The organism is Oceanobacillus kapialis, from assembly GCF_044790185.1.
GTDB lineage: Bacteria > Bacillota > Bacilli > Bacillales > Amphibacillaceae > Oceanobacillus_B > Oceanobacillus_B kapialis.
In genome coordinates this window covers 2,335,318-2,355,967 of record NZ_CP085256.1, presented here as the reverse complement: position 1 = coordinate 2,355,967, position 20,650 = coordinate 2,335,318, and the positions used below count along the sequence as shown (strand labels likewise).

The window sequence follows — 20,650 nt, the reverse complement described above, 5'->3', positions numbered from 1 at the left end:
TCTTGATTCGTTGTTTTCTCTTATTTAGTTTTTAGGGTATAAGTAAAATAATATTGCATTTTTTAAAGAAAATGCATATAATATGTTACGTTATCACCTAGTTTGACCTATATCTCAGGTCTGGTAGTAATAGCGGAGAGGTCACACCTGTTCCCATGCCGAACACAGAAGTTAAGTTCTCCAGCGCCGATGGTAGTTGGGGCTTTGCCCCTGCAAGAGTAGGACGCCGCCAGGCAAAAAAGAAAAGAGGGTTATGCATAATATTATGCATAACCCTTTTTCGATAGATAAGGAAGTATAAATAATTGGCGGTATGTTGTTCATTTACAGCAACAACCACGTCCAGCTCCAGCGCCCAGAAACTAGGCGACTTCACGAAATCGCCCTACGATAAAGAAGACTTGCCGACTGGTGTTGTGTCTAGCTCCGAGCGTCAGAAACTAGGCGGCTTCACGCATCGCCCTACGATAAGTCATCATCGGTTCGTATCCTTACCGTGATTCCTTTATCTCAGTTGATTCGCTCCATCCGCTACGTTTCTAAACGACGCTCTGCGCTTTTCTTTTAACCAGAGGCTTAGTCGCACTTATACCCTTGTGGTGAAAGTCATCATCGGTTCGTAAAATAAAGGAAGGTCGACTAAAACCGGCCTTGCCGGCCAACGCCGACATACCCCTGATGCAGGGGCATGAAACATTATCTCAGTTGATTCGTTCCACTCGCTACGTGGGCCCGGAGGATCCGGGTCATGCCGACGTTGCCTCAGGACGAGGCGAACTTAGTCGGCGTTCCTTAAAACGGGCGCTTGCGCTTTTGTTCTGATAAAATAGATTAATCTGCTTTATATAATAACTATTGATAAAGAATGAAGCTAGAACCAACTACTGAAATATAAAAGCGTGCCATTGAGGCACGCTTTTATTAGCTCATTCCGTATGGTCCTAGCTTCCCGGAATTACTCTCATTTTGGCTACTTCCACCCATCTGTGAAACAAGTGGAATCATTTTTTCCATAGCTTGTCCGAAGTTTTGATTGTTTTTCGTCATGGTATAATACGTTGCAGCGCCTACTCCTACAGAAGCTAATAGAGGTATCCACATTCCATTTTTCTGCATGTCCTACACCCTTTCAAAAAATCATGATTATTTATCAGACATGCTTAGCTTGAACATAATTTATAAAGTGATGCAAGGTAGCAAATGGTAATCATTAATCTGCCGCATTGCTACCGGCAAGCCTGCCTGTGACTAATGCAGAAGTAATATTATACCCGCCTGTATAACCATGGATATCTAAGATTTCTCCGCAAAAGAATAAACCTTCCATTAATTTTGATTGCATTGTGTTCGGAATAATTTCTTTAATGGATACACCCCCACCAGTAACAAATGCTTTTTCAAGAGGCAATGAACCTTCTACTGCAAACGTGAAGTTTTTCATGTCTGCTATAATACTGCGGATAGACTCATTAGATATATTGGCACCATTTTGCTCTGGTGCAATGTCGTTTATTTGTAACAGGTATTCAAGTAACCGTTCAGGAACCAGCCCTTTTAAAATGGTTCTTATAGAACGTTTTGGATGATCTTTTATTGCCTTAAAGGTTTCATTTAATAAAACGTGCTCTTTTTTTTGTGGGATTACATCTAAGTGCATCTCTACCTGGTCCCGGCCTTTCATTAGTTCTTTTACTACAAACTGAGAACAACGAAGAACGGCCGGGCCTGAAACACCAAAATGTGTAAACAGCATATCCATTTTATGCGTGATGATGGGCTTGCCTCTTTTATTTAATACGGAAAGGGCAACGTCACGGAGTGATAGCCCTTGTAAGGATTTATTTTGGATAAAGGTTTCTTTGGAAGTTAAGGCTACCTCTGTTGGATAAAGCTCTGTGATGGTATGACCAGCTTTTTTGGCCCATGCATAACCATCTCCTGTACTTCCCGTGTGAGGTACTGCTTTTCCTCCTACCGCGATTACAACAGACTTTGTGGTGTATGTTTGTTTATTTTTGAGAATTACCTGATGAGGTTCATCAATTGCAAAATGTATAGCTTCCACTTCTGTCTCTAATTGAATATTTACGTTTAATTCCTCAAGTTTATTAATAAGGGCATTAACTACTGTTTTAGCAGAGTTTGACACAGGGAACATTCGCCCATGATCTTCTTCTTTTAATTCAACACCTAATTTTTCAAAAAACGAAATAATGTCATAGTTATTAAAAACAGAGAAAGCACTATATAAAAATCTGCCGTTCCCCGGTATGTGCTTAATCACTTCATCCTCTGGAAGGCGATTCGTCACATTACAACGTCCTCCACCAGAAATTGCTAATTTTTTTCCTAATTTCTTTCCTTTTTCTATTAACATGGTTTTAGCACCCTTCTCTGCAGCTGCTATAGCTGCCATCAAGCCTGATGGGCCTCCACCAATAACAATTACATCATACATTTAATAGTTCATTCCTTTCCTGTGTATCATACCATTGCTGAAGCCTGTTCACAACGTTCAGCATAAGCAGCGTTTCACGAATTTCCCTTGTATAAAAATATCGTTATTAGTCCGCGGCTTATTTATGATAAAATATCAGGTAGACTAGAAATTAGATGCAGGTGAAAATATGTCGAATATTATCAGAGGCACCATGTTATTGACGGGTGCTTCCTTTTTATCAAAGCTCCTTGGCATGCTTTATGTAATTCCATTTAATGCACTTGTCGGAGAGACGGGAGGGGCCCTTTTTCAATTTGGGTACATACCGTATAGTATATTTATTAGTATTTCTACAGTAGGTGTTCCGTTAGCTGTTTCGAAATTTGTTTCCAAATATAATTCTGTTGGGGACTATGAAACGGGAATGCGAATGTTTAAAACAGGTATGATCATGATGGCAGTGACGGGCCTTCTTTCGTTCTTAGCACTGTTTTTTAGTGCAGAATTACTTGCAAATCAAATGATTACCACTGAAAATTCTGGTAGTATATCTGCAGAAGATGTGACCTTTGTTATTCGTATGGTAAGTGTTGCTTTAATTGTAATTCCAGCAATGAGTATAGTCAGAGGGTTCTTTCAAGGAAATAATTCGATGGGGCCAACAGCTGTTTCACAGATTGTCGAATCAATTGTTCGAGTCGGGTTTATACTCGGTGTAACCTTTGTTATTATCAAGTTATTGGATGGCTCCACGACGATCGCAATCGGGTTTGCCACGTTTTCTGCCTTTATTGCAGCACTTGCTTCGTGCATTGTGCTATACATATATTGGCGTAAGAGAAGACCACATTTTGCTAAGCAAAGGCAACAACAAACCTTCCACAATAATATCCCAACAAAGGATTTAGTGGCAGAGTTGTTCCGTTATGCAGGGCCATTTGTCCTAGTAGGATTAGCTATCCCGCTATATCAACTGGTTGATTCCGTGACCTTCGAGAGGGCAATGGTAGACTCCGGGAGACGGGATGTATGGGAGTTCTCTTTTGGTGTTATTAGTAATTATGGTCATAAGCTTGTAATCATACCGATAACATTGGCAACAGGTTTGTCACTGGCGATTATACCTGCTTTGACTAAATCTTATACCCAAAAAAATACAGAACTTCTTACAAAACAAGTGAACCAAACGCTACAAATTGTAATGGTTCTTGTAATTCCTGCCATTATTGGACTTTCCTTATTGTCCGATGAAGCATATGGTTCTTTATTTGGTGGGATGGATCAATTGGATATATCAGGTTCCTTGTTAGGTCTTTATGCACCTGTGGCTTTATTTTTTGCATTGTACAGTGTTACTTCTGCCATTTTACAGAGTGTTAACCAACAAAATTATGCGGTGATAAGCTTACTCGTAGGACTTGTTGTTAAGATTCTATTTAATATTCAGCTCATTCATATGTTCGGTGCAAAAGGGGCAATTTTTGGCACTGGACTTGCTGCTATTATTGCTGTTGCATTGAATCTCTATCGAATAAAAAAATCAATTAACTTTTCCTTTAAACAGACATTTAAGCGAACTGTATTAATATTAATTTTCGTGTTATTCATGGCGATTACTATTTGGATAACCAAGCTTATAGGGGGACAATTTATCCCTTATGAGGAATCGCGTACAGGTGCTACCATCATGTTAGCTATAGCTGTCTTAACGGGTGGGACTGTATATATGTGGTTTGCCTACCACTCTACATTACTTGAGAGGGTACTGGGAAATCGTATCCGTTTCTTAGACCGGATATTCCGTAGATAGGAGAGGAAAAATGCGAGTTGATAAATTACTATCAAATAGTGGGTATGGCAGCCGGAAAGAAGTAAAAAGCCTGTTAAAAGCAAAAACGGTAACAGTGAATGGACACGTTATTAGAGACGGGAAAATACAGATAGACCCAGATACTGACAAGATTGAAGTGAATAGGAAGGAAGTAAATTACGAAAAATATATTTACTTAATGATGAATAAACCACCAGGCTATCTTTCAGCCACAAAGGATGCACATGATCAAACGGTAATTGATCTGTTAAGTGGTGAAGCAAAGAGGTTTGAACCATTTCCAGTAGGAAGGCTTGATAAGGACACGGAAGGCTTGCTGTTACTGACAAATGATGGCCAGCTTGCCCATGAACTGACCTCACCTAAGAAGGATGTTAAGAAAGAGTATGCTGCAACAATTGACGGGGAAGTAACAGAAGAGCATATAAAGCTATTTCAGGAAGGGATCACACTAAAAGATGGTTATCATGCAAGGCCAGCAGGTTTAGAAGTTATTAAAAATGGTGAACCATCCGAAGTTCTTGTTACGATTACCGAAGGAAAATTTCATCAGGTAAAGAGAATGTTTGAAGCAGTAAATCGAAAAGTCCTCTACCTGAAACGCCTTAAAATGGGCGAGCTTCATTTGGATGCTTCCCTGGGCCTTGGCGAGTACAGAGTGCTTACACAAGAGGAGAAGAACTATTGCTTATCCATGAGACCTAAATAGAGGTGAAGAAATTGGGAAATCATTATTTTATCGCAATCCCTATCCCAGAGAAACTTAAAGAGCGACTATCGCAGGAACAGGATTCCTTTAAAAAACATTTACCATATAAACAATGGCCGTTTCCCGAAGACTTTCATATTACTCTAAAGTTCTATGGCGATTTGCCCGATAATAAAGTACAGCTATTAAAGGAAAGTATCCTTACAGCAGTTCATAAGCTACCGTCTTTTTCAATAAAAGTTAAAGGAATTGGGTACTTTGGTAATCCAAGTAAACCCCGGGTGCTATGGGCAGGAGTGGAAAAAACAGAACCTCTCGTTAACCTGTATTCTGCTGTAGAGGATGCTTCAACTTCATGTGGTATAGCCAAAGAGAATAGACCCTATCGTCCCCACATTACGGTTGCCAAAAATTGGAGAGGGGAAGCGAACAAAGGGAAACTTGATAGCATAATCCAACCGTACAATGATATTGAGACCATTACGGTGGAGAGAGTTGTACTTTACCAGATTTTTCCGCAGCAGCGACCAAAATACAAGCAGGTTGCCAGTTTTAGTTTAGAGGGAGATGGTGACACTGGCACAATTGATTAAATTGCATGATTATATAACACGTTATGAGTGGGATACATATCGTTATCCTAGTCAGTACATACGTTTAAAACAAGATAATTGGACTAAATTATATGATCGCTGGCTTAACCCTGAACAAGCACTTGAAGAAACAGAAATGGAAGTAGAAACTAGCAGTTCGCGTGTTTCGAAGCTGAAATCATTCTGGAAAAAGGATGTTCCCAACACTGATGAAGAACAAAAGGAGCAGCCAAAAGAGGAGCTGCCAGGCACCGAAGAAGAACTCAAACACTACTTTTTAGATGAGCTATTTGATTTTCAAATAAAATGGGCTACATCTACAGTTACTGAGCGTTCGATTATGAATAAGAAGCTTCTAGAGGATCCCTTATTAAAGTTCTTTTTACAACGTTTCCCAGATTCTTATTTGCTCATGTATTTCCCTATCTTCTCGATTAAAAAGGCACCAGTAGATGGAGAAATCCTTCTCATAAGTCCGCTGGGCATTGAGATAATCTATATGGCAGAAGCAGAAAAAGGCGCCTCCTTTATTGCAGGAGAAGAGAGAACCTGGACAGTAAAAGGTGAGAAAGATAGTAGAAAGCTTTTAAACCCGTTAATTGCACTAAAAAGGACCGAGCAAATTGTAAGAAGCATTTTACGTACAAAAAGTATTGACTTTCCGATTCAGAAAACAGTTCTCTCAAGAACAAACTTAATTATTAACCATTACAAGCCATATCAAACAAACATCATTGATCAACGAACTTTTAAGGAATGGTTTCAAGCGAAACGGACGCTTTCCGCCCCATTAAAAAGTAGTCAGCTTAAAGCTGCAGATGCTTTACTAAGTCATTGTCAGACAACTTCAGTCAAGCGACCAGAATGGGAAGAAGAAGCGATAACCTTTACATTTGCAGATGATGATAAAAATTAGAAATAAAAAGTTGTATTTTTAAATCAATCCCTATAAAATAAGTAGTTGAATGCTATTTTTTGAAAGATGTGAGGAATATATGAGGAACTGGCTTGAGCAAGTTCTAGGAAAAGGCTGGGAAGTATCACCAGCTGGTGGGCTAACTGGCGATGCATATTTAGCAACAAAAGAAAACAGGCGGTTGTTTCTTAAACGAAACTCTTCCCCTTTTTTAGCTGTATTGTCAGCAGAAGGGATTGTCCCTAAATTAATCTGGACGAAACGTATGGAGAATGGGGATGTAATCACAGCCCAGGAATGGCTGGAAGGAAGAGAACTGAAACCTGCTGAGATGCAACACTACCAGGTAGCCGAGTTATTACGTAAAATTCATGATTCCTCTGAATTATTGCATATGTTAATGCGGATTGGAAAAAAACCCGTGTCCTCTGATGAAGGGTTTCAATATATAAAAGATCGTTTGCGACAGCTAGGAATTATCGAGAAGTACGCCTCTGTTGCAACCGCAATGACTTACCTTGAGCAAATGCTTCCTGTGACAAGGCACCAGCAACAGGTTGTGTGTCATGGGGATTTAAATCATAACAATATACTTGTAACGAATGAAGGCCATCTTTATCTAATTGATTGGGATAATGCCCTTATTGCAGATCCTGTCATTGATTATGGAATGGTTCTCAAATGGTACATTCCTCAATCAGAATGGGATGACTGGTTACAAAAGTACGGTATATCGATGGACAGAGAACTTGTTGAAAGAATGTTTTGGTATTTGCTTATGGATGCTCTGCATTACGTTTGCTGGCATAGTGAACGTAACGAATACTATAAAGTAATGGAAAGACTTCACAATTTAGATGAGCTTAATACGTACATTAAAACGTCTATTTTGCTGTAAATTGTTCAATTTCACCAATCCATTGCGCTAAATTATCTTGATGTGCAGTTATATGTTCGGGCACGTTTGTTACCCTTTCGCCTTGATTACTATAATCGTATATATCCGGTAAAACTTCTGCTAGCTGCGTACCGTTTAGCTGATCATTTTTTAACATAGAATGAACAAGCCTTTTTATTTGTTGATATTCTGAGACATTTCCACAACATTCACCTGATTGTTCATCCAATAGATCTAATAGAAGAGCTAATTGGTCGTTAGTTGTTAAAGACATTTTTGAATCACCTCTTATCTTATTTTCAGCATTTATGTCATTTCTATACACATTATAAACAAAGAAAGGTGCTGTATATGCGTCAACGAAACAAGCCTTGGGCAGATACATTTTTACAAGAAAATAAACATCTCGTTATCCCGGAAGCCCAACAGCATAAAGGAAATTGGAACAAAGTATTTGGGAACAATAATCCGATCCATATCGAGATTGGTACAGGGAAAGGTCAATTTCTGGTTGGAATGGCGGAACAATATCCCAACATTAACTTTATTGGAATCGAATTGGCTAAAAGCATCGTAGTCACGGCTGCCCAAAAGATAATGGAATCACCACAGCAAAACATATTGTTATTAAATGAAAATGCCGCTAACTTACGTGAAATCTTTGCGGATGGAGAAATAGCATGTATTTATTTGAATTTCTCGGATCCATGGCCAAAGACGCGTCATGCGAAAAGAAGGTTGACCTACTATAGCTTTTTAGAGCACTATGAGAAGGTACTTACTCCCGATGGAGAGTTAGTTTTTAAAACAGATAATCAGGGTCTTTTTGAGTATTCCTTAGTTAGCTTTTCTCATTTTGGGTTAAAGTTAAAAGAAGTAAACCTTGATCTACATGCAGTAGAAGACCCCACGAATGTTATGACAGAATACGAAGAGAAGTTTTCAGCAAAAGGACAGCGGATTTATCGCTGTCGTGCCCATTTTTCACAAAATTAAGGACCTCATTGAAGGTTCTTTTTTTGTTAGTTATAGCGTTTGCTTGCTTTTTGTACTATATTGGTAACGCTTGCAGACAGTAGAAACCTTCTGCTACACTTAGTGCAATAAAGAAAGGGGAAGAAGCAATGGAAAAACTACAAGTTGGTAGAGCGACATTGACTTGGTTAAAGGGTGGTGTCACCCATATGGATGGTGGGGCAATGTTTGGTGTTGTTCCAAAAGCTCTGTGGAGCAAAAAATACCCCGTGAACGAAAAGAATCAGATTGAATTACGTACAGACCCGATATTACTGCAACTCGAAGGTAAGAATTTTTTTATTGATAGTGGGATTGGAAATAGAAAGTTTACAGATAAGCAAAAGAGAAATTATGGGGTACTGGAAGAATCATTTATTGAAGAATCGTTATCGGAAGTAGGATTAACTGTTGGGGATATTGACGGGGTGTTGATGACCCATTTACACTTTGATCATGCCTGTGGTTTAACCGTAAAAGAAGGAGAAACATACCGTTCTGTATTTCCCAATGCCATTATTTATACAACAAAGACAGAATGGGAAGAAATGCGAAATCCCAACATAAGAAGTGTTAATACATATTGGAAAGAAAACTGGGAGGCCATTGCAGACCAGGTCCAAACTTTTTCCGAACAGATAGAACTCGTTGATGGACTACGTATGATACATACGAGTGGTCATAGTGATGGACATGCAATTGTGTATTTTCAAGAAGGGCAAGAGAGCTTTTTACACATGGCAGATATTATGCCCACCCATGCGCACCAAAACAAGCTATGGGCGCTCGCCTATGATGATTACCCTGTGACAAGCGTGCTTGAAAAAGAGAAATGGATGGCAACCGGATATGCCAACCGTTCGTGGTATACGTTCTATCATGATGCCTTTTACAGGGCTATTAAATTTAATGAAGATGGCGAGATAATCGATCGGGTAGATAGAGAAAAAAATAGAAAGTAATAGAAAAACCAGACAGCTTCGTAAAAAAGCGTCTGGTTTATTACATTTTTAAGCAGTTTGTGTAGCACCTAAAACGGCGCCTGTATTGACATCTACATGAAATTCGTATTGCTTGTTTTCGCCATCGATGGTACGTGTCACCCCGCCACGGTAGGCATTGTATAGCAAGCCGTCTTTCTCAATTTCCTCTGGCTTCATATAAATCCAAGAACCACTTATCGGTCCTTGCTTTTTAAATGTTTCTTTTGCATGTTTTAGTGCTTTTTCGGGTGTAACCTTTTGGAAGTTGTCATATTGTTGCTTTGCCATATAGCCGATTACGGCACCGATCCCAGCGGCCAAGACTACTCGTTTTACACTCATTCTGATCACCTCATGCTAAGTTTTATTATCAAGCTCGTATATTATTTTCAATTAATAGTATACCTTATCCGTTTAAAAATAGAAAACAATAAATATATTAGGTGAAGGTTCAACAAAGGTATTCCTTATATACTAGATGGGTGGTGGCTTTCCATACAAACCAGACTGCAAGAGCATGTCGTGATAAAAGTGAATAGTGGAAAGAGAACGACATTTTCCGTTATACTAATGATAATACATAATTAAAGGTGGGGATTAGATGAAACAGGATACATTAGAACTCTTTCGTAATTTAACCGAATTACAGGGAGCTCCAGGGAACGAGCATGCTGTGCGTTCTTTCATGAAAGAAGAACTAACAAAATATGCGGACGAGATAATCCAGGATAACCTTGGCGGTGTGTTTGGGGTTAAAAATGGAGATGGAAACGGGCCAAGGATAATGGTAGCTGGCCATATGGATGAAGTTGGTTTTATGGTTACACAAATAACTAAAAATGGAATGCTGCGCTTCCAGACGCTTGGTGGATGGTGGAGCCAAGTCCTTCTTGCACAGCGCGTCCAGATTATCACAGATAACGGCCCTGTTGTGGGAGTGATTGGGTCTATCCCACCACATAACTTAACGGAAGCCCAGCGTCAAAAACCGATGGAAATTAAAAACATGTTAATTGATATTGGAGCAGATGACAAGGAAGATGCAGAAAAAATTGGCATAAAGCCTGGACAGCAAGTTGTTCCGTTAACTCCTTTTACACCAATGGCAAATGAAAAGAAATTACTGGCCAAAGCATGGGATAATCGTTATGGTTGCGGACTATCCATTGAGTTGTTAAAAGAACTACAAGGCGAGAAGTTGCCAAACCAGCTTTTTTCTGGTGCGACAGTACAGGAAGAAGTGGGACTTCGAGGTGCACAGGTTGCAGCGAACATGATTAAACCAGATATTTTCTATGCACTTGATGCTTCTCCTGCTAATGATGCTTCAGGTGATAAGGAGGAGTTTGGTCAGCTTGGACAAGGTGCCCTACTTCGGATTTTTGATCGCTCTATGATTACGCATCAAGGAATGAAAGACTTTGTTTTAGATACAGCGGAGTCCAACAAAATTCCTTATCAGTACTTTATATCTCAAGGTGGTACGGATGCAGGGAGAGTACACCTATCCAACAACGGTGTGCCTTCTGCTGTTGTGGGTATATGCTCACGCTATATTCATACTTCTGCTTCTATTATCCATGTCGATGATTATGCAGCAGCAAAAGAATTACTTGTTAAGCTTGTTAAACAGACAGATGCAAACACAGTAGAACAGATTAAGAAAGCTTAATTTCTCTATTTTAAAAGACTCTGCTCTATAGCAGAGTCTTTTTTATGAATTGACTTCGTTAATAGATTATAGTGAAAGAGGTGTGGATATGAATATAGTTATCGGCTCACAAAATCCAACAAAGATAGAAGCGGTTAGAACGGTGTTTGCTTTCGATCATGTCACTCCCCTTGATGTACCTTCTAATGTGGCACCACAACCTATGTCAGATGAAGAGACAAGACAAGGGGCCATTAACAGAGCAATGCAATGTGTTAACAGTGAAGGCGCTCATTTAGGGTTTGGTCTTGAAGGTGGCGTGATGGAAGTAGAAGGAGCTCTTTTTTTATGTAATTGGGGTGCACTCGTTACAAAAGATGAAAAAATTTACACAGCTAGTGGAGCGCGTGTTGCGTTACCAGAGGAGTTTACTAAAGAATTGCAAGCTGGTGTAGAACTCGGGATTTTAATGGATACGTATGTGAAAAGAAAAGGGATTAGTAAAAAGGAGGGGGCAATCGGGATCTTTACAAATGACCTTGTTAGTCGCCAAGCTATGTTTACCCACGTTACTACATTACTGCGTGGTCAATGGGAATATTGGTCTACTAGATAAGGAAATTAATTGTTAAAAGTCGTGGGCTCATGAAGCACTGTAAAAAATATAATTAGAAGCAGCGGTAAAAACGCTGCTTCTTTTAATGAAAATAGCGATAATGTTTTTAGTTAAACAATTATTCTCCAATTTTACGCATAAATATAAGCCAGTACATCTAACGCTTGATCAACAGTTTCTACGGTTACGTTTGCTTTATTACTCAACTCTTTTAAAGGGTGGATGAGAGATTCTGGCCTAACAATGATGGTTGGTTTATTTAACGTAATGGCCGTACTAGCATCCATAGCCGTATTCCATTGCTTGTATTGCTCTCCAAATAGCGCAATCACTACATCTGCTTTGTTCATGAGTACCTCAGTACGCAAATTATTAATACTGGAAGCAGCATCATCCTTGTATAAATTACTAGGCTGTTTGCCAAGAATATCTTCTCCAATATCATCGGATTGCTCATGATTGGTTTGAGGGGAGACGAATGTAAGTGGCAGCTTTTTATCCTCTGCTTTCTGCTTTAATACCTCGCGCCAATCATCGTGAATTTGACCTGCTAAATAGACAGTTAGTTCCATTATAATCCTCCTCTTTCAGAATTCTTTTACTATATCGTAACGAAAAAGAAAGCTCTTGCAAAGGATTTAGACTTTAACATTTCTTTTACTTGAGATAATATCTTTAATGCCATATTTCATAGTGTAATGTGGCATAGTAGGAGAAGAGATGAAAATTTGTTTACTGTTAGATAGCCTTGATAATTGAATCATGGGCAAAAGAAAGATATGATATGAAAGGGAGTTGATATAAATGAAAATACTTGAATCAGTAGAACAATTAAATGAATGGAAAAATAAAGAAAATGTTATCATGTACTTTACTGCAGGCTGGTGCCCCGATTGTAGAGTGATAGAACCCGTTCTTCCAGAGATAGAGGAAGAATTTCCTGCTTATACGTTTATCAAAATTAACCGTGATGATTTCATCGAAATTTGTCAGGAGCATGATGTTTATGGTATTCCTAGCTTTCTTGCCTTTTCAAACGGAAAAGAAACAGGAAGGTTTGTAAGCAAGGATCGTAAAACAAAAGAAGAGATTGTTGACTTTTTACAAGGACTTTCCTAAACAAGGAAGGAAAGTAGCATGCAATCATTCCATGTCCTAAGATAATATAATGTTGGGCAAAGGAGGATGTAAGATGAAAATGACATCATTGAAATTGAAGAAAATCTTGCAAGAACGTTTGTCAGATGCAAGATACCACACTTCTTATAATAGAGATAAAGATACGTTTCGTATAGAGTGGAAGGAATCAAAGCAAGGAATGACCATTACATTGCCTAACGTTGTGGCCAAATATAATGAGCGTGGCGACGAGGCGATTGAAGAGCTTGTAGACCATGTGACTGAGGCACTTCGTATTATGAATGAAACTCAGCAATTAGCTGGTATGGAGAAGAATATTTATCCAGTTATTCGAGCGACCTCCTTCCCGGATAAGACAAAGGCGAATAAAGAGTTAGTAAATAAGGAACATACAGCAGAAACACGAATATTTTATGCGTTGGACTTAGGGAAGTCCTACCGATTAATCGACAAAGCATTGCTGGAAGAAGAAGGATGGACAGAAGAGAGAATTCATGAAATTGCTTCCTTTAATTTACGCTCACTCGATTGTGATTATAATAAAGATACGGTTGCAGGCAACGATTTTTATTTTATTGCAAAACAGGATGGATACGATGCAAGCAGAATATTAAATGAAGCTTTTCTTGAAGAAATGAAAGCAAACATAAAAGGGGAAATGGCTGTGGCAGTTCCACACCAGGACGTCTTTATTATTGCGGATATTCAAAACAAAACAGGGTATGACATATTAGCTCAAATGAATATGAAATTCTTTGCAGAGGGAAGAATACCGATCACTTCTCTTCCTCTCATTTATGAAGATCGAAAGCTTGAGCCGGTATTCATACTTGCCAAAAATAAACCAGAGAACAGTTAGGGAAGGAAGAGGTAAATGGATGTATTTTACAACCCTGATGGAATCGGTGATGTGCTCATCGTTCCACTAAAAACGGGTGATCGTTATGAACTTACACATAGTAAAGCAGGAGACATTACAAGGATTGCGGATTCTGGTGATGCAGTTTTAGGTTATAATATATTCCAAGCTTCAAAGCATTTTACCAATTTGGTTAATGGCAAAAATACAATGACAGAAAACTTATTAAAAGAAATGAAAGTTTTATTTGCCGAAGAGGGTGTAACAGATTCCTTAGACTTCGATCTTTCCCCTAAATTTGTCATAGGCCATGTCATTAGTAAAGAACCGCATGAAAATGCCGATAAATTAAGTGTATGCCAAGTAGATGTTGGACAAGAAACCTTACAGATTGTGTGTGGAGCGCCTAATGTAGACAAAGACCAATATGTCGTCGTAGCAAAAGTTGGAGCAACCATGCCAAGTGGTTTACAAATTAAACCGACAGAATTACGTGGAGTCCCTTCGAATGGTATGATATGCTCGCAGAAAGAGCTGGGTCTGCCAAATGCTCCAAAAGAAAAAGGGATCTATGTTCTAGATAAATCACATACACCAGGGGAAACATTTACTTTTTAATAAGATTGATGTAAAAAGCGAATGGTATACAATGCGAGAACAACCTTTGTTCATACATAGGTTGTTTTCTTAACGTTATGGAAACTTAAATGGTCCCCCGTTCACCCTTTACTTATTTAATTCTAAACGAAGATTTTTTTAGACATCTACAATCCTTCTAAAACCTGTTAGAATGGTATTACACGACTTATGTATGAAATGAGTGATGAAACATGTGGGAACAGTGGAAGAAGAAAATAAAAGCACTCTTTGCAGAAGAGGAAGTGAATGAACAACAAGAAAAAACACAACAAAAGCACACACCGGACCCCCAGGCAAAGATGATGTATCAATATCCGAACAAGCCCGCTTTTCGGTTTCCTCTTATCCCAGATGAGCAATCGGAATCAAACCAGGCACCGAAATCTAATAATCGACCAAACAAATCGTACGTCGCTCAACCAGAGCGCAAGCGGCGAAAAGATGAGGCCGATAAAGATCAGGGAAGAAAGGTTTACAAGAAGGATACAGATATTCCATTTAAGCGGACGGAAGTTCCTTCGCCAATTTATGGGTTTCAACAGCGGAAAAAGAATAAGATATTAGACGATATTCCAGCTTATAAGCGAAAGGAAGAGAGAATCGCTGAAGCATGGGCGGCTATGAACGTAGAGAAGGAGTTTGTAGACCATGCTGAAAATACTGCGCCAATCCTCCCAGCTACTGAATGGCCTGTAGACGAAGCGGCTTCAACGGATGAGGAATTTAGTGATGTGCAAGTAAAGGAAGCAATAGAACCTGTAACGCAGTCAACTGCTAAAACAGAGTCCGATCCACTAGAAGAGTCAGAAGAAAAATCAGAAAACCTATCTAAATGTGAAGAAGCTAAGCCTAGAAGCCTTTCGAGTACAGGAGCGGGTAACAAAACAACCAGTAAGGGACCTTTCAATGTCATTATGACACCGAGGGATAAAAAACAATTATACGACAAACAAAGAAGGCAACAAGAACAATTACAAAAAAGCTACACTTCTAAGGCGGAGTCACCTTCACAAACAATTGCAACAGAAGAAGTTACTCCACAGCAAGCTTCTATTCCAATACATCTTTTGAATGATCCGGTTCAGAAAAATAATGCAGATCATGAATGGATTACGGAACAGCAAGAATTGCTTGAAAGAACGCTAAAGCATTTTAATGTTCGTGCACGTGTGGTAAATGCCACACAAGGTCCTTCTGTAACTAGGTTTGAAGTGCAACCAGAACTCGGAGTGAAGGTAAGTAAGGTGAAAAATCTTAGCGACGATTTAAAATTAAACATGGCCGCAAAGGATATTCGAATTGAAGCACCAATACCAGGTAAAAATACGATTGGGATTGAAATACCGAACCCTAACCCACAAATGGTAGGACTGCAAGGGTTATTCGAGTCAGAAGCCTTTGCAACGAGTATGTCTCCTTTAACCATTGCGCTTGGTTTAAGCATAGAGGGACGTCCATTAATTACCAATATTCAAAAGATGCCACATGGACTAATAGCAGGTGCGACTGGATCAGGGAAGAGTGTATGCATTAACACTATTCTCCTCAGTATGTTATACAAAGCGAGTCATGAAGATGTGAAGTTTCTTCTGATTGATCCTAAAATGGTGGAACTTGCTCCTTATAATGGCATACCACACCTTGTTTCACCAGTTATCACGGATGTGAAAGCAGCTACTGCTGCCTTGAAATGGGCCGTTGCAGAAATGGAATCCCGCTATGAAAGGTTTGTTCAGGAGGGTGTTAGAGATCTTGAACGTTATAATCAAAAAGTGTTAAAACAAGGACGACTTGCAGAGAAAATGCCATATATCGTCATTGTTATTGATGAACTCGCAGACTTGATGATGATGTCTCCGCATGATGTAGAAGAAGCGATTAGCCGAATAGCACAAAAAGCAAGAGCATGTGGAATACACTTACTTTTAGCAACCCAACGACCATCTGTTGACGTGATAACAGGTTTAATTAAAGCGAACATCCCAACACGAATCGCATTTAGTGTCTCTTCACAGGTGGATTCCAGAACAATTTTGGATACTGCAGGAGCTGATAAGCTACTTGGGAAAGGCGACATGTTATTTATTGAGAATGGGGCAGGGAAAAGCATTCGATTGCAAGGACCTTTTGTTTCAGACGAAGAAATTGAGCGTGTTACAAGCTATGCTAGAAGTCTGGCAGAGCCTCATTACATGTTTGAACAGGAACAATTGCTTGAACAGGTGGCAACAGACGAAGCAGAAGATGAACTAATGGAGGAAGCTATTAATTTTATATTAATTCAAAACAGTGCAAGTACTTCACTGCTTCAACGCCACTTTAAAATTGGCTATAACCGTGCAGCCCGTTTAATTGACGCTCTTGAAATGAAAGGGATTGTTTCTGGACAAAATGGAAGTAAACCGCGTGAAGTTTTAGCAACGAGGGCACAGATCGAGGAAATGCAGCTAAATGATTAACCTTGTTTCCACCTTCTTTTTTCTATATGATAAGGGAAACAGATTATTAGAGGTAAGGAGAAACAAATCATGAAAGAAATTACACAAAAACTCGAAGGGAAAATCAACCGTTTAACGAATAAAACGTTCAAGTTTGATGAACGTATTCGGGAAGGTTGGTTTTCTGCCGTATATTTCTTAAAAACAAAGGAAATAGCAGAAAATAAGTTACCAAATAATATTGTAACCATGCAATTTTTTCAGAAAGATGATGCAGTTTTATGTGGAACAGACGAAGCGATCGCCCTCTTGCACACATTTGCAAAGAATCCTGAGACGTTAGAAATCCATTCTTTAAAAGATGGTGATAAAATAAGCCCCTTTGAAACAGTCCTAACCATAACAGGAGCATATCAACAGTTTGGTTACCTTGAAGGAATTATTGATGGAATATTAGCAAGAAGAACATCTGTCTCTACAAATGTATACAATGTCGTAAAAGCAGGCAGAACCTCCGGAGAACAAAAACCTGTTATCTTTATGGGGGATAGGGATGACCACTATACACAGCAGGCAGGAGATGGTTATGCAGCGTTTATTGGCGGATCAACTGCTCAAGCGACACATGCGATGAATGAATGGTGGGGAAAAAAGGGTATGGGCACCATGCCACACGCGATGATTCAAATGTTTCGAGGTGATCTCGTAGCTGCATCACGAGCCTATCATGAAATGTACCCAGATGATGATCTGGTAGCACTCGTTGATTATAATAATGATGTCATAACAGATTCCTTAAAAGTTGCGCATGAATTTGGTAGGGATTTAAAAGGTGTACGCCTTGATACGTCACGCACACTCGTTGATAAATACTTTTTGCGGAACCATCATGTAATGGGAACCTTTGATCCTCGAGGGGTTAACCCTGAGCTCATTTTCGCACTTAGAAAAGCATTAGATGAGGAAGGATTCGAATATGTAAAAATAATGGTTAGTGGTGGATTTACGGAGGACCGTATTACAGAATTCGAAAAAAACGGAGTGCCTGTTGATATGTATGGCGTTGGTGGCAGTCTATTAAAAATTAATATTGGGTTTACTGGTGACAATGTCTTATTAAATGGGATACCTGAAGCTAAAGAGGGTAGGCGTTATCGACCTAATCCAAGACTTGAGAAGGTAGAGTTTCAAGAAGCGTAACCATAACTCCAACGGGGCAACTTATTATTTAAATCTTTCTCTCATTTTGCTATAATAATGAAATAGGTGTAAAAAATTTATCAGCTAGTAAGTTAAATAATCCTTTTTACGCACAATTTGGAGGTTCTTTTTATGACAACTTACCATTTTATTGGTATTAAAGGGACAGGAATGAGTGCCCTTGCGCAAATTCTTCATGATTCCGGAGAAAATGTACAGGGTTCCGATGTGGAGAAACGTTTTTTTACACAGGAAGCATTGGAAGCAAAGAACATTCCGATTCTCTCTTTTTCAGAAGCGAACATCAAAGATAATTATACAATAATTGCGGGTAACGCTTTTTCTGATGATCACCCAGAAATAAAAGAAGCAAAAAAACAAGGCCTGACATTCTATAGGTATCATGAGTTCCTTGGGGAATGGCTAAAACAATACACGAGTATTGCTGTTACAGGGGCACATGGCAAAACGTCCACTACTGGTCTATTGGCACATGTTTTACATGAGACCTTCCCTATTTCCTTTTTAATCGGGGATGGAACAGGCAAGGGGCATGTAGATAGCCGCTATTTCGTCTTTGAAGCATGTGAATATCGTCGGCACTTTCTTAGCTATGAACCGGACTATGCGATTATGACAAACATTGATTTCGATCACCCGGATTACTTTACAAGCATTGATGATGTGTTTGAGGCTTTCCAATCCATGGCTGATCAGGTTAAAAAAGGAATTATCGCTTGTGGAGATGACGAGCAACTTCAGCAAATACAAGCGAAGGTACCTGTTGTTTATTATGGTTTTGCGGCAACGAATGATTTTCAGGCTCAGAATGTAGTAGAGGATAGCACTGGCACAACCTTTGATGTCTTTGTGCGAAATACGTATTATGATACATTTACTATTCCGATGCATGGAAATCATAATATCCTTAATGCGCTTTCTGTAATCGCTATTTGCCATTATGAAGAAATTAGTGCACAGGATATTAAGAAAATGGCAAGCTTTGAAGGTGTGAAACGCAGGTTTACAGAAAAGAAGGTAGCAAATCAAGTGTTGATTGATGATTATGCCCATCATCCAAAGGAAATTACTGCAACAATTGATTCGGTAAGAAAAAAATATCCAAACAAAGAAGTTATTGCTATTTTCCAACCACATACATTTACGAGAACAAAAACATTTCTTGATGAATTTGCAGACAGCCTTTCATTAGCAGATCACGTTTATTTATGTGACATATTCGGCTCTGCAAGGGAAGAAGCAGGAAAGCTTACCATCAAGGATTTGCAAGAACGTGTGGAAAAAAGCCGAGTATTACAGCTTGATCAAACCGACGTATTGCAACAATATGAAGACGCGGTACTTGTCTTCATGGGTGCAGGGGATATTCAAAAATTCCAGCAGGCATATGAAGAAAAGAAAAACGTTCGTAATTAATCGAGAAAAAGAATCTGGTAACAGGTTCTTTTTTTCTTTTCAGATAAAGCTCCTCAGTAAAAGAAAGTTACATATTAGTCTGAAACCGCTTTAAAAGCTAACTTTGCTAGTAAAGCAATAATTATAGGGGAACCTTAAAAATGGTAATGTTGTTTTTTGTGCACATGTTTAGTTCTTTTATGTTAGGGTATTTATAAAAAAGGATTATTATTGGTATAATTATTAGGTATAATCTATACTTAAATGGCTAGATGGTTTTGACTCATCCAGCTAGAATATCTATTCCAGTAGCCATACTACACATTACAGAAGGAGTGATACTACGAAATGGAAATAATGCTTTATATTGCTGCATTAATTGCCGCGATAGCGTTTGCAGTACTTGTGGTTTACGCAATTATTACCTTAAAAGCAACCAAACAAACAATGAATAACGTCGCAGAAACGCTGGACGGGTTGAACAAGCAAATGAAGGGAATTACGGACGAGACTACCCAACTCCTTACAAAAACAAACCGACTCGCTGATGATATCCAGCAAAAATCCTCTAAGCTAAATGGTGTTTTTGATGGTGCGAAGGGACTTGGGGAGACTGTAAGAGAATTTAATGCTTCTCTAAAGCAACTGTCCGGAAGTATTTCGCGCACGGCAAATCAAAACCCTGAAAAGGCCACCCAGGCAGTTAAATGGGCATCTACATTTATGGAATTATGGAAGAAAAAAAATAAATAAATAGTAACCAAACAAGGAGGATTTTAAATGGCTGAAAATAATAACAACAATAACAACAACATTAATACTAAGGACTTTATCATTGGTACACTTATAGGAAGCATGGTAGGGGCAGCTGCTGCATTATTGCTCGCACCAAAATCCGGTAGAGAACTAAGAAGTGACATTAATCAAGGAGCAGGCCAAGTAAAAGAGCGTGCTTCTGAGTGGAAAGATACTGCACAGGAGAAGAGCGCAGGCTGGAAAGATAAAGCATATACAACAGGTGCTGAGTTAAGACAAAAAGCAATGGATACCACTTCTCAATTTACAAAAAGTGCAACCTCTAAAACGAAAGATATGACTAACACTGTTAAGTCTAAGTTGAATCGAAAAAAGTCAAAAGAAGAAGAGGCACAGCAAGCAGCTGAGGATGTAGCCAATGCAATTGAAGAGGCAACGGAAGAAATAGAAGCAGCGAAAAGACAAGGGTAGTAAAAAGATGATTGGGCGAGTGCCCAATCATCTTTTTTTAAAAAATTAGCGAGTAGTTAATCGATCATGAAAGAAACGGG

General features: G+C 39.0%; 22 protein-coding genes and 1 rRNA gene. 18 read left to right on the top strand and 5 right to left on the bottom strand.

Annotation, left to right across the window (positions count from 1 at the left end):
• Positions 1–119: 119 nt before the first annotated feature.
• Positions 120–235, top strand: a 5S ribosomal RNA gene (gene rrf, locus LG273_RS12335).
• A gap of 686 nt (positions 236–921) precedes the next feature.
• Here rrf and LG273_RS12330 read toward each other — a convergent pair.
• Both LG273_RS12330 and LG273_RS12325 read right to left on the bottom strand, forming a co-directional pair.
• Entirely contained in the window at positions 922–1,116 is a 195-nt protein-coding gene (locus LG273_RS12330; RefSeq protein ID WP_404453940.1) for a hypothetical protein, read from the bottom strand.
• Positions 1,117–1,210: 94 nt separating this feature from the next.
• Entirely contained in the window at positions 1,211–2,458 is a 1,248-nt protein-coding gene (locus tag LG273_RS12325; protein ID WP_404453937.1) for an NAD(P)/FAD-dependent oxidoreductase, read from the bottom strand.
• Positions 2,459–2,627: 169 nt separating this feature from the next.
• Between LG273_RS12325 and LG273_RS12320 the strand changes: the two genes are divergently transcribed.
• The 5 genes from LG273_RS12320 to LG273_RS12300 all read left to right on the top strand — a co-directional run bounded on the left by LG273_RS12320 (position 2,628) and on the right by LG273_RS12300 (position 7,387).
• Positions 2,628–4,250: an oligosaccharide flippase family protein gene (locus tag LG273_RS12320; protein ID WP_404453934.1), complete on the top strand. Its 1,623-nt coding sequence runs from the start codon at positions 2,628–2,630 to the stop codon at positions 4,248–4,250.
• A gap of 10 nt (positions 4,251–4,260) precedes the next feature.
• Positions 4,261–4,980: a pseudouridine synthase gene (locus LG273_RS12315; RefSeq protein WP_379563763.1), complete on the top strand. Its 720-nt coding sequence runs from the start codon at positions 4,261–4,263 to the stop codon at positions 4,978–4,980.
• Between the two features lie 2 nt (positions 4,981–4,982).
• Positions 4,983–5,573 carry an RNA 2',3'-cyclic phosphodiesterase gene (thpR, locus tag LG273_RS12310; RefSeq protein ID WP_404453931.1) on the top strand — a complete coding sequence of 197 codons (591 nt, stop codon included), beginning with the start codon at positions 4,983–4,985 and terminating at the stop codon, positions 5,571–5,573.
• Entirely contained in the window at positions 5,548–6,489 is a 942-nt protein-coding gene (locus tag LG273_RS12305) for an NERD domain-containing protein (RefSeq protein WP_379563767.1), read from the top strand. The genes thpR and LG273_RS12305 overlap by 26 nt, the downstream gene beginning before the upstream one ends.
• 79 nt (positions 6,490–6,568) lie before the next feature.
• The gene (locus tag LG273_RS12300) at positions 6,569–7,387 is read left to right on the top strand and encodes a phosphotransferase (protein WP_379563769.1); all 819 of its coding nucleotides are present in this window, start codon (positions 6,569–6,571) and stop codon (positions 7,385–7,387) included.
• Here the strand turns inward: LG273_RS12300 and LG273_RS12295 are convergent.
• On the bottom strand, positions 7,374–7,661 hold the full coding sequence (locus LG273_RS12295) for a YtzH-like family protein (RefSeq protein ID WP_379563771.1): 288 nt from the start codon (positions 7,659–7,661) through the stop codon (positions 7,374–7,376). The genes LG273_RS12300 and LG273_RS12295 overlap by 14 nt on opposite strands.
• Before the next feature lie 77 nt (positions 7,662–7,738).
• Between LG273_RS12295 and trmB the strand changes: the two genes are divergently transcribed.
• Both trmB and LG273_RS12285 read left to right on the top strand, forming a co-directional pair.
• Entirely contained in the window at positions 7,739–8,383 is a 645-nt protein-coding gene (trmB, locus tag LG273_RS12290; protein WP_379563773.1) for a tRNA (guanosine(46)-N7)-methyltransferase TrmB, read from the top strand.
• Positions 8,384–8,511: 128 nt separating this feature from the next.
• Positions 8,512–9,363, top strand: a complete 852-nt coding sequence (locus tag LG273_RS12285) for an MBL fold metallo-hydrolase (RefSeq protein WP_379563775.1) — start codon at positions 8,512–8,514, stop codon at positions 9,361–9,363.
• 48 nt (positions 9,364–9,411) lie between these two features.
• Here LG273_RS12285 and LG273_RS12280 read toward each other — a convergent pair whose 3' ends face one another.
• Positions 9,412–9,726 (bottom strand): PepSY domain-containing protein, encoded by a 315-nt coding sequence (locus LG273_RS12280; RefSeq protein WP_344007991.1) that lies wholly within the window; start codon positions 9,724–9,726, stop codon positions 9,412–9,414.
• Positions 9,727–9,985: 259 nt separating this feature from the next.
• On the opposite strand from LG273_RS12280, the gene LG273_RS12275 reads away from it, so the two are divergent.
• Positions 9,986–11,056, top strand: a complete 1,071-nt coding sequence (locus LG273_RS12275; RefSeq protein WP_404453926.1) for a M42 family metallopeptidase — start codon at positions 9,986–9,988, stop codon at positions 11,054–11,056.
• Between the two features lie 88 nt (positions 11,057–11,144).
• Positions 11,145–11,651, top strand: coding sequence for a DUF84 family protein (locus tag LG273_RS12270; RefSeq protein WP_379563779.1), 507 nt, complete (start codon positions 11,145–11,147; stop codon positions 11,649–11,651).
• A 131-nt stretch (positions 11,652–11,782) separates the two neighbouring features.
• On the opposite strand, the gene LG273_RS12265 is transcribed toward LG273_RS12270, so the two are convergent.
• Positions 11,783–12,223: a YtoQ family protein gene (locus LG273_RS12265; RefSeq protein ID WP_379563781.1), complete on the bottom strand. Its 441-nt coding sequence runs from the start codon at positions 12,221–12,223 to the stop codon at positions 11,783–11,785.
• Positions 12,224–12,455: 232 nt separating this feature from the next.
• Here LG273_RS12265 and LG273_RS12260 point away from each other — a divergent pair, with 232 nt between their 5' ends.
• The 8 genes from LG273_RS12260 to LG273_RS12225 all read left to right on the top strand — a co-directional run bounded on the left by LG273_RS12260 (position 12,456) and on the right by LG273_RS12225 (position 20,570).
• A complete protein-coding gene (locus LG273_RS12260) occupies positions 12,456–12,770 on the top strand; it encodes a thioredoxin family protein (RefSeq protein ID WP_379563783.1) in 315 nt (104 codons plus the stop codon).
• 73 nt (positions 12,771–12,843) lie between these two features.
• Positions 12,844–13,650 (top strand): DUF1444 domain-containing protein, encoded by an 807-nt coding sequence (locus LG273_RS12255; protein WP_379563785.1) that lies wholly within the window; start codon positions 12,844–12,846, stop codon positions 13,648–13,650.
• 15 nt (positions 13,651–13,665) lie between these two features.
• Complete coding sequence (ytpR, locus tag LG273_RS12250; protein WP_404453922.1) at positions 13,666–14,268, top strand: YtpR family tRNA-binding protein; 603 nt, start codon at positions 13,666–13,668, stop codon at positions 14,266–14,268.
• A gap of 212 nt (positions 14,269–14,480) precedes the next feature.
• The gene (locus LG273_RS12245) at positions 14,481–16,748 is read left to right on the top strand and encodes a DNA translocase FtsK (RefSeq protein ID WP_404453920.1); all 2,268 of its coding nucleotides are present in this window, start codon (positions 14,481–14,483) and stop codon (positions 16,746–16,748) included.
• Between the two features lie 69 nt (positions 16,749–16,817).
• Positions 16,818–17,927, top strand: coding sequence for a nicotinate phosphoribosyltransferase (locus tag LG273_RS12240; protein ID WP_404453918.1), 1,110 nt, complete (start codon positions 16,818–16,820; stop codon positions 17,925–17,927).
• A gap of 132 nt (positions 17,928–18,059) precedes the next feature.
• Positions 18,060–19,364, top strand: a complete 1,305-nt coding sequence (gene murC / locus LG273_RS12235) for a UDP-N-acetylmuramate--L-alanine ligase (protein ID WP_379563792.1) — start codon at positions 18,060–18,062, stop codon at positions 19,362–19,364.
• Between the two features lie 327 nt (positions 19,365–19,691).
• Entirely contained in the window at positions 19,692–20,096 is a 405-nt protein-coding gene (locus LG273_RS12230) for a DUF948 domain-containing protein (protein ID WP_379563794.1), read from the top strand.
• Positions 20,097–20,123: 27 nt separating this feature from the next.
• Positions 20,124–20,570 carry a YtxH domain-containing protein gene (locus LG273_RS12225; protein ID WP_379563796.1) on the top strand — a complete coding sequence of 149 codons (447 nt, stop codon included), beginning with the start codon at positions 20,124–20,126 and terminating at the stop codon, positions 20,568–20,570.
• Positions 20,571–20,650 lie beyond the last annotated feature (80 nt).

Bases quoted from the DNA above. Each gene is read 5' to 3' on its own strand.
- LG273_RS12330 (WP_404453940.1), bottom strand. From the start codon at position 1,116: ATGCAGAAAAATGGAATGTGGATACCTCTATTAGCTTCTGTAGGAGTA.
- LG273_RS12325 (WP_404453937.1), bottom strand. From the start codon at position 2,458: ATGTATGATGTAATTGTTATTGGTGGAGGCCCATCAGGCTTGATGGCA.
- LG273_RS12320 (WP_404453934.1), top strand. From the start codon at position 2,628: ATGTCGAATATTATCAGAGGCACCATGTTATTGACGGGTGCTTCCTTT.
- LG273_RS12315 (WP_379563763.1), top strand. From the start codon at position 4,261: ATGCGAGTTGATAAATTACTATCAAATAGTGGGTATGGCAGCCGGAAA.
- LG273_RS12305 (WP_379563767.1), top strand. From the start codon at position 5,548: ATGGTGACACTGGCACAATTGATTAAATTGCATGATTATATAACACGT.
- LG273_RS12300 (WP_379563769.1), top strand. From the start codon at position 6,569: ATGAGGAACTGGCTTGAGCAAGTTCTAGGAAAAGGCTGGGAAGTATCA.
- LG273_RS12295 (WP_379563771.1), bottom strand. From the start codon at position 7,661: ATGTCTTTAACAACTAACGACCAATTAGCTCTTCTATTAGATCTATTG.
- trmB (WP_379563773.1), top strand. From the start codon at position 7,739: ATGCGTCAACGAAACAAGCCTTGGGCAGATACATTTTTACAAGAAAAT.
- LG273_RS12285 (WP_379563775.1), top strand. From the start codon at position 8,512: ATGGAAAAACTACAAGTTGGTAGAGCGACATTGACTTGGTTAAAGGGT.
- LG273_RS12280 (WP_344007991.1), bottom strand. From the start codon at position 9,726: ATGAGTGTAAAACGAGTAGTCTTGGCCGCTGGGATCGGTGCCGTAATC.
- LG273_RS12275 (WP_404453926.1), top strand. From the start codon at position 9,986: ATGAAACAGGATACATTAGAACTCTTTCGTAATTTAACCGAATTACAG.
- LG273_RS12270 (WP_379563779.1), top strand. From the start codon at position 11,145: ATGAATATAGTTATCGGCTCACAAAATCCAACAAAGATAGAAGCGGTT.
- LG273_RS12265 (WP_379563781.1), bottom strand. From the start codon at position 12,223: ATGGAACTAACTGTCTATTTAGCAGGTCAAATTCACGATGATTGGCGC.
- LG273_RS12260 (WP_379563783.1), top strand. From the start codon at position 12,456: ATGAAAATACTTGAATCAGTAGAACAATTAAATGAATGGAAAAATAAA.
- LG273_RS12255 (WP_379563785.1), top strand. From the start codon at position 12,844: ATGAAAATGACATCATTGAAATTGAAGAAAATCTTGCAAGAACGTTTG.
- ytpR (WP_404453922.1), top strand. From the start codon at position 13,666: ATGGATGTATTTTACAACCCTGATGGAATCGGTGATGTGCTCATCGTT.
- LG273_RS12245 (WP_404453920.1), top strand. From the start codon at position 14,481: ATGTGGGAACAGTGGAAGAAGAAAATAAAAGCACTCTTTGCAGAAGAG.
- LG273_RS12240 (WP_404453918.1), top strand. From the start codon at position 16,818: ATGAAAGAAATTACACAAAAACTCGAAGGGAAAATCAACCGTTTAACG.
- murC (WP_379563792.1), top strand. From the start codon at position 18,060: ATGACAACTTACCATTTTATTGGTATTAAAGGGACAGGAATGAGTGCC.
- LG273_RS12230 (WP_379563794.1), top strand. From the start codon at position 19,692: ATGGAAATAATGCTTTATATTGCTGCATTAATTGCCGCGATAGCGTTT.
- LG273_RS12225 (WP_379563796.1), top strand. From the start codon at position 20,124: ATGGCTGAAAATAATAACAACAATAACAACAACATTAATACTAAGGAC.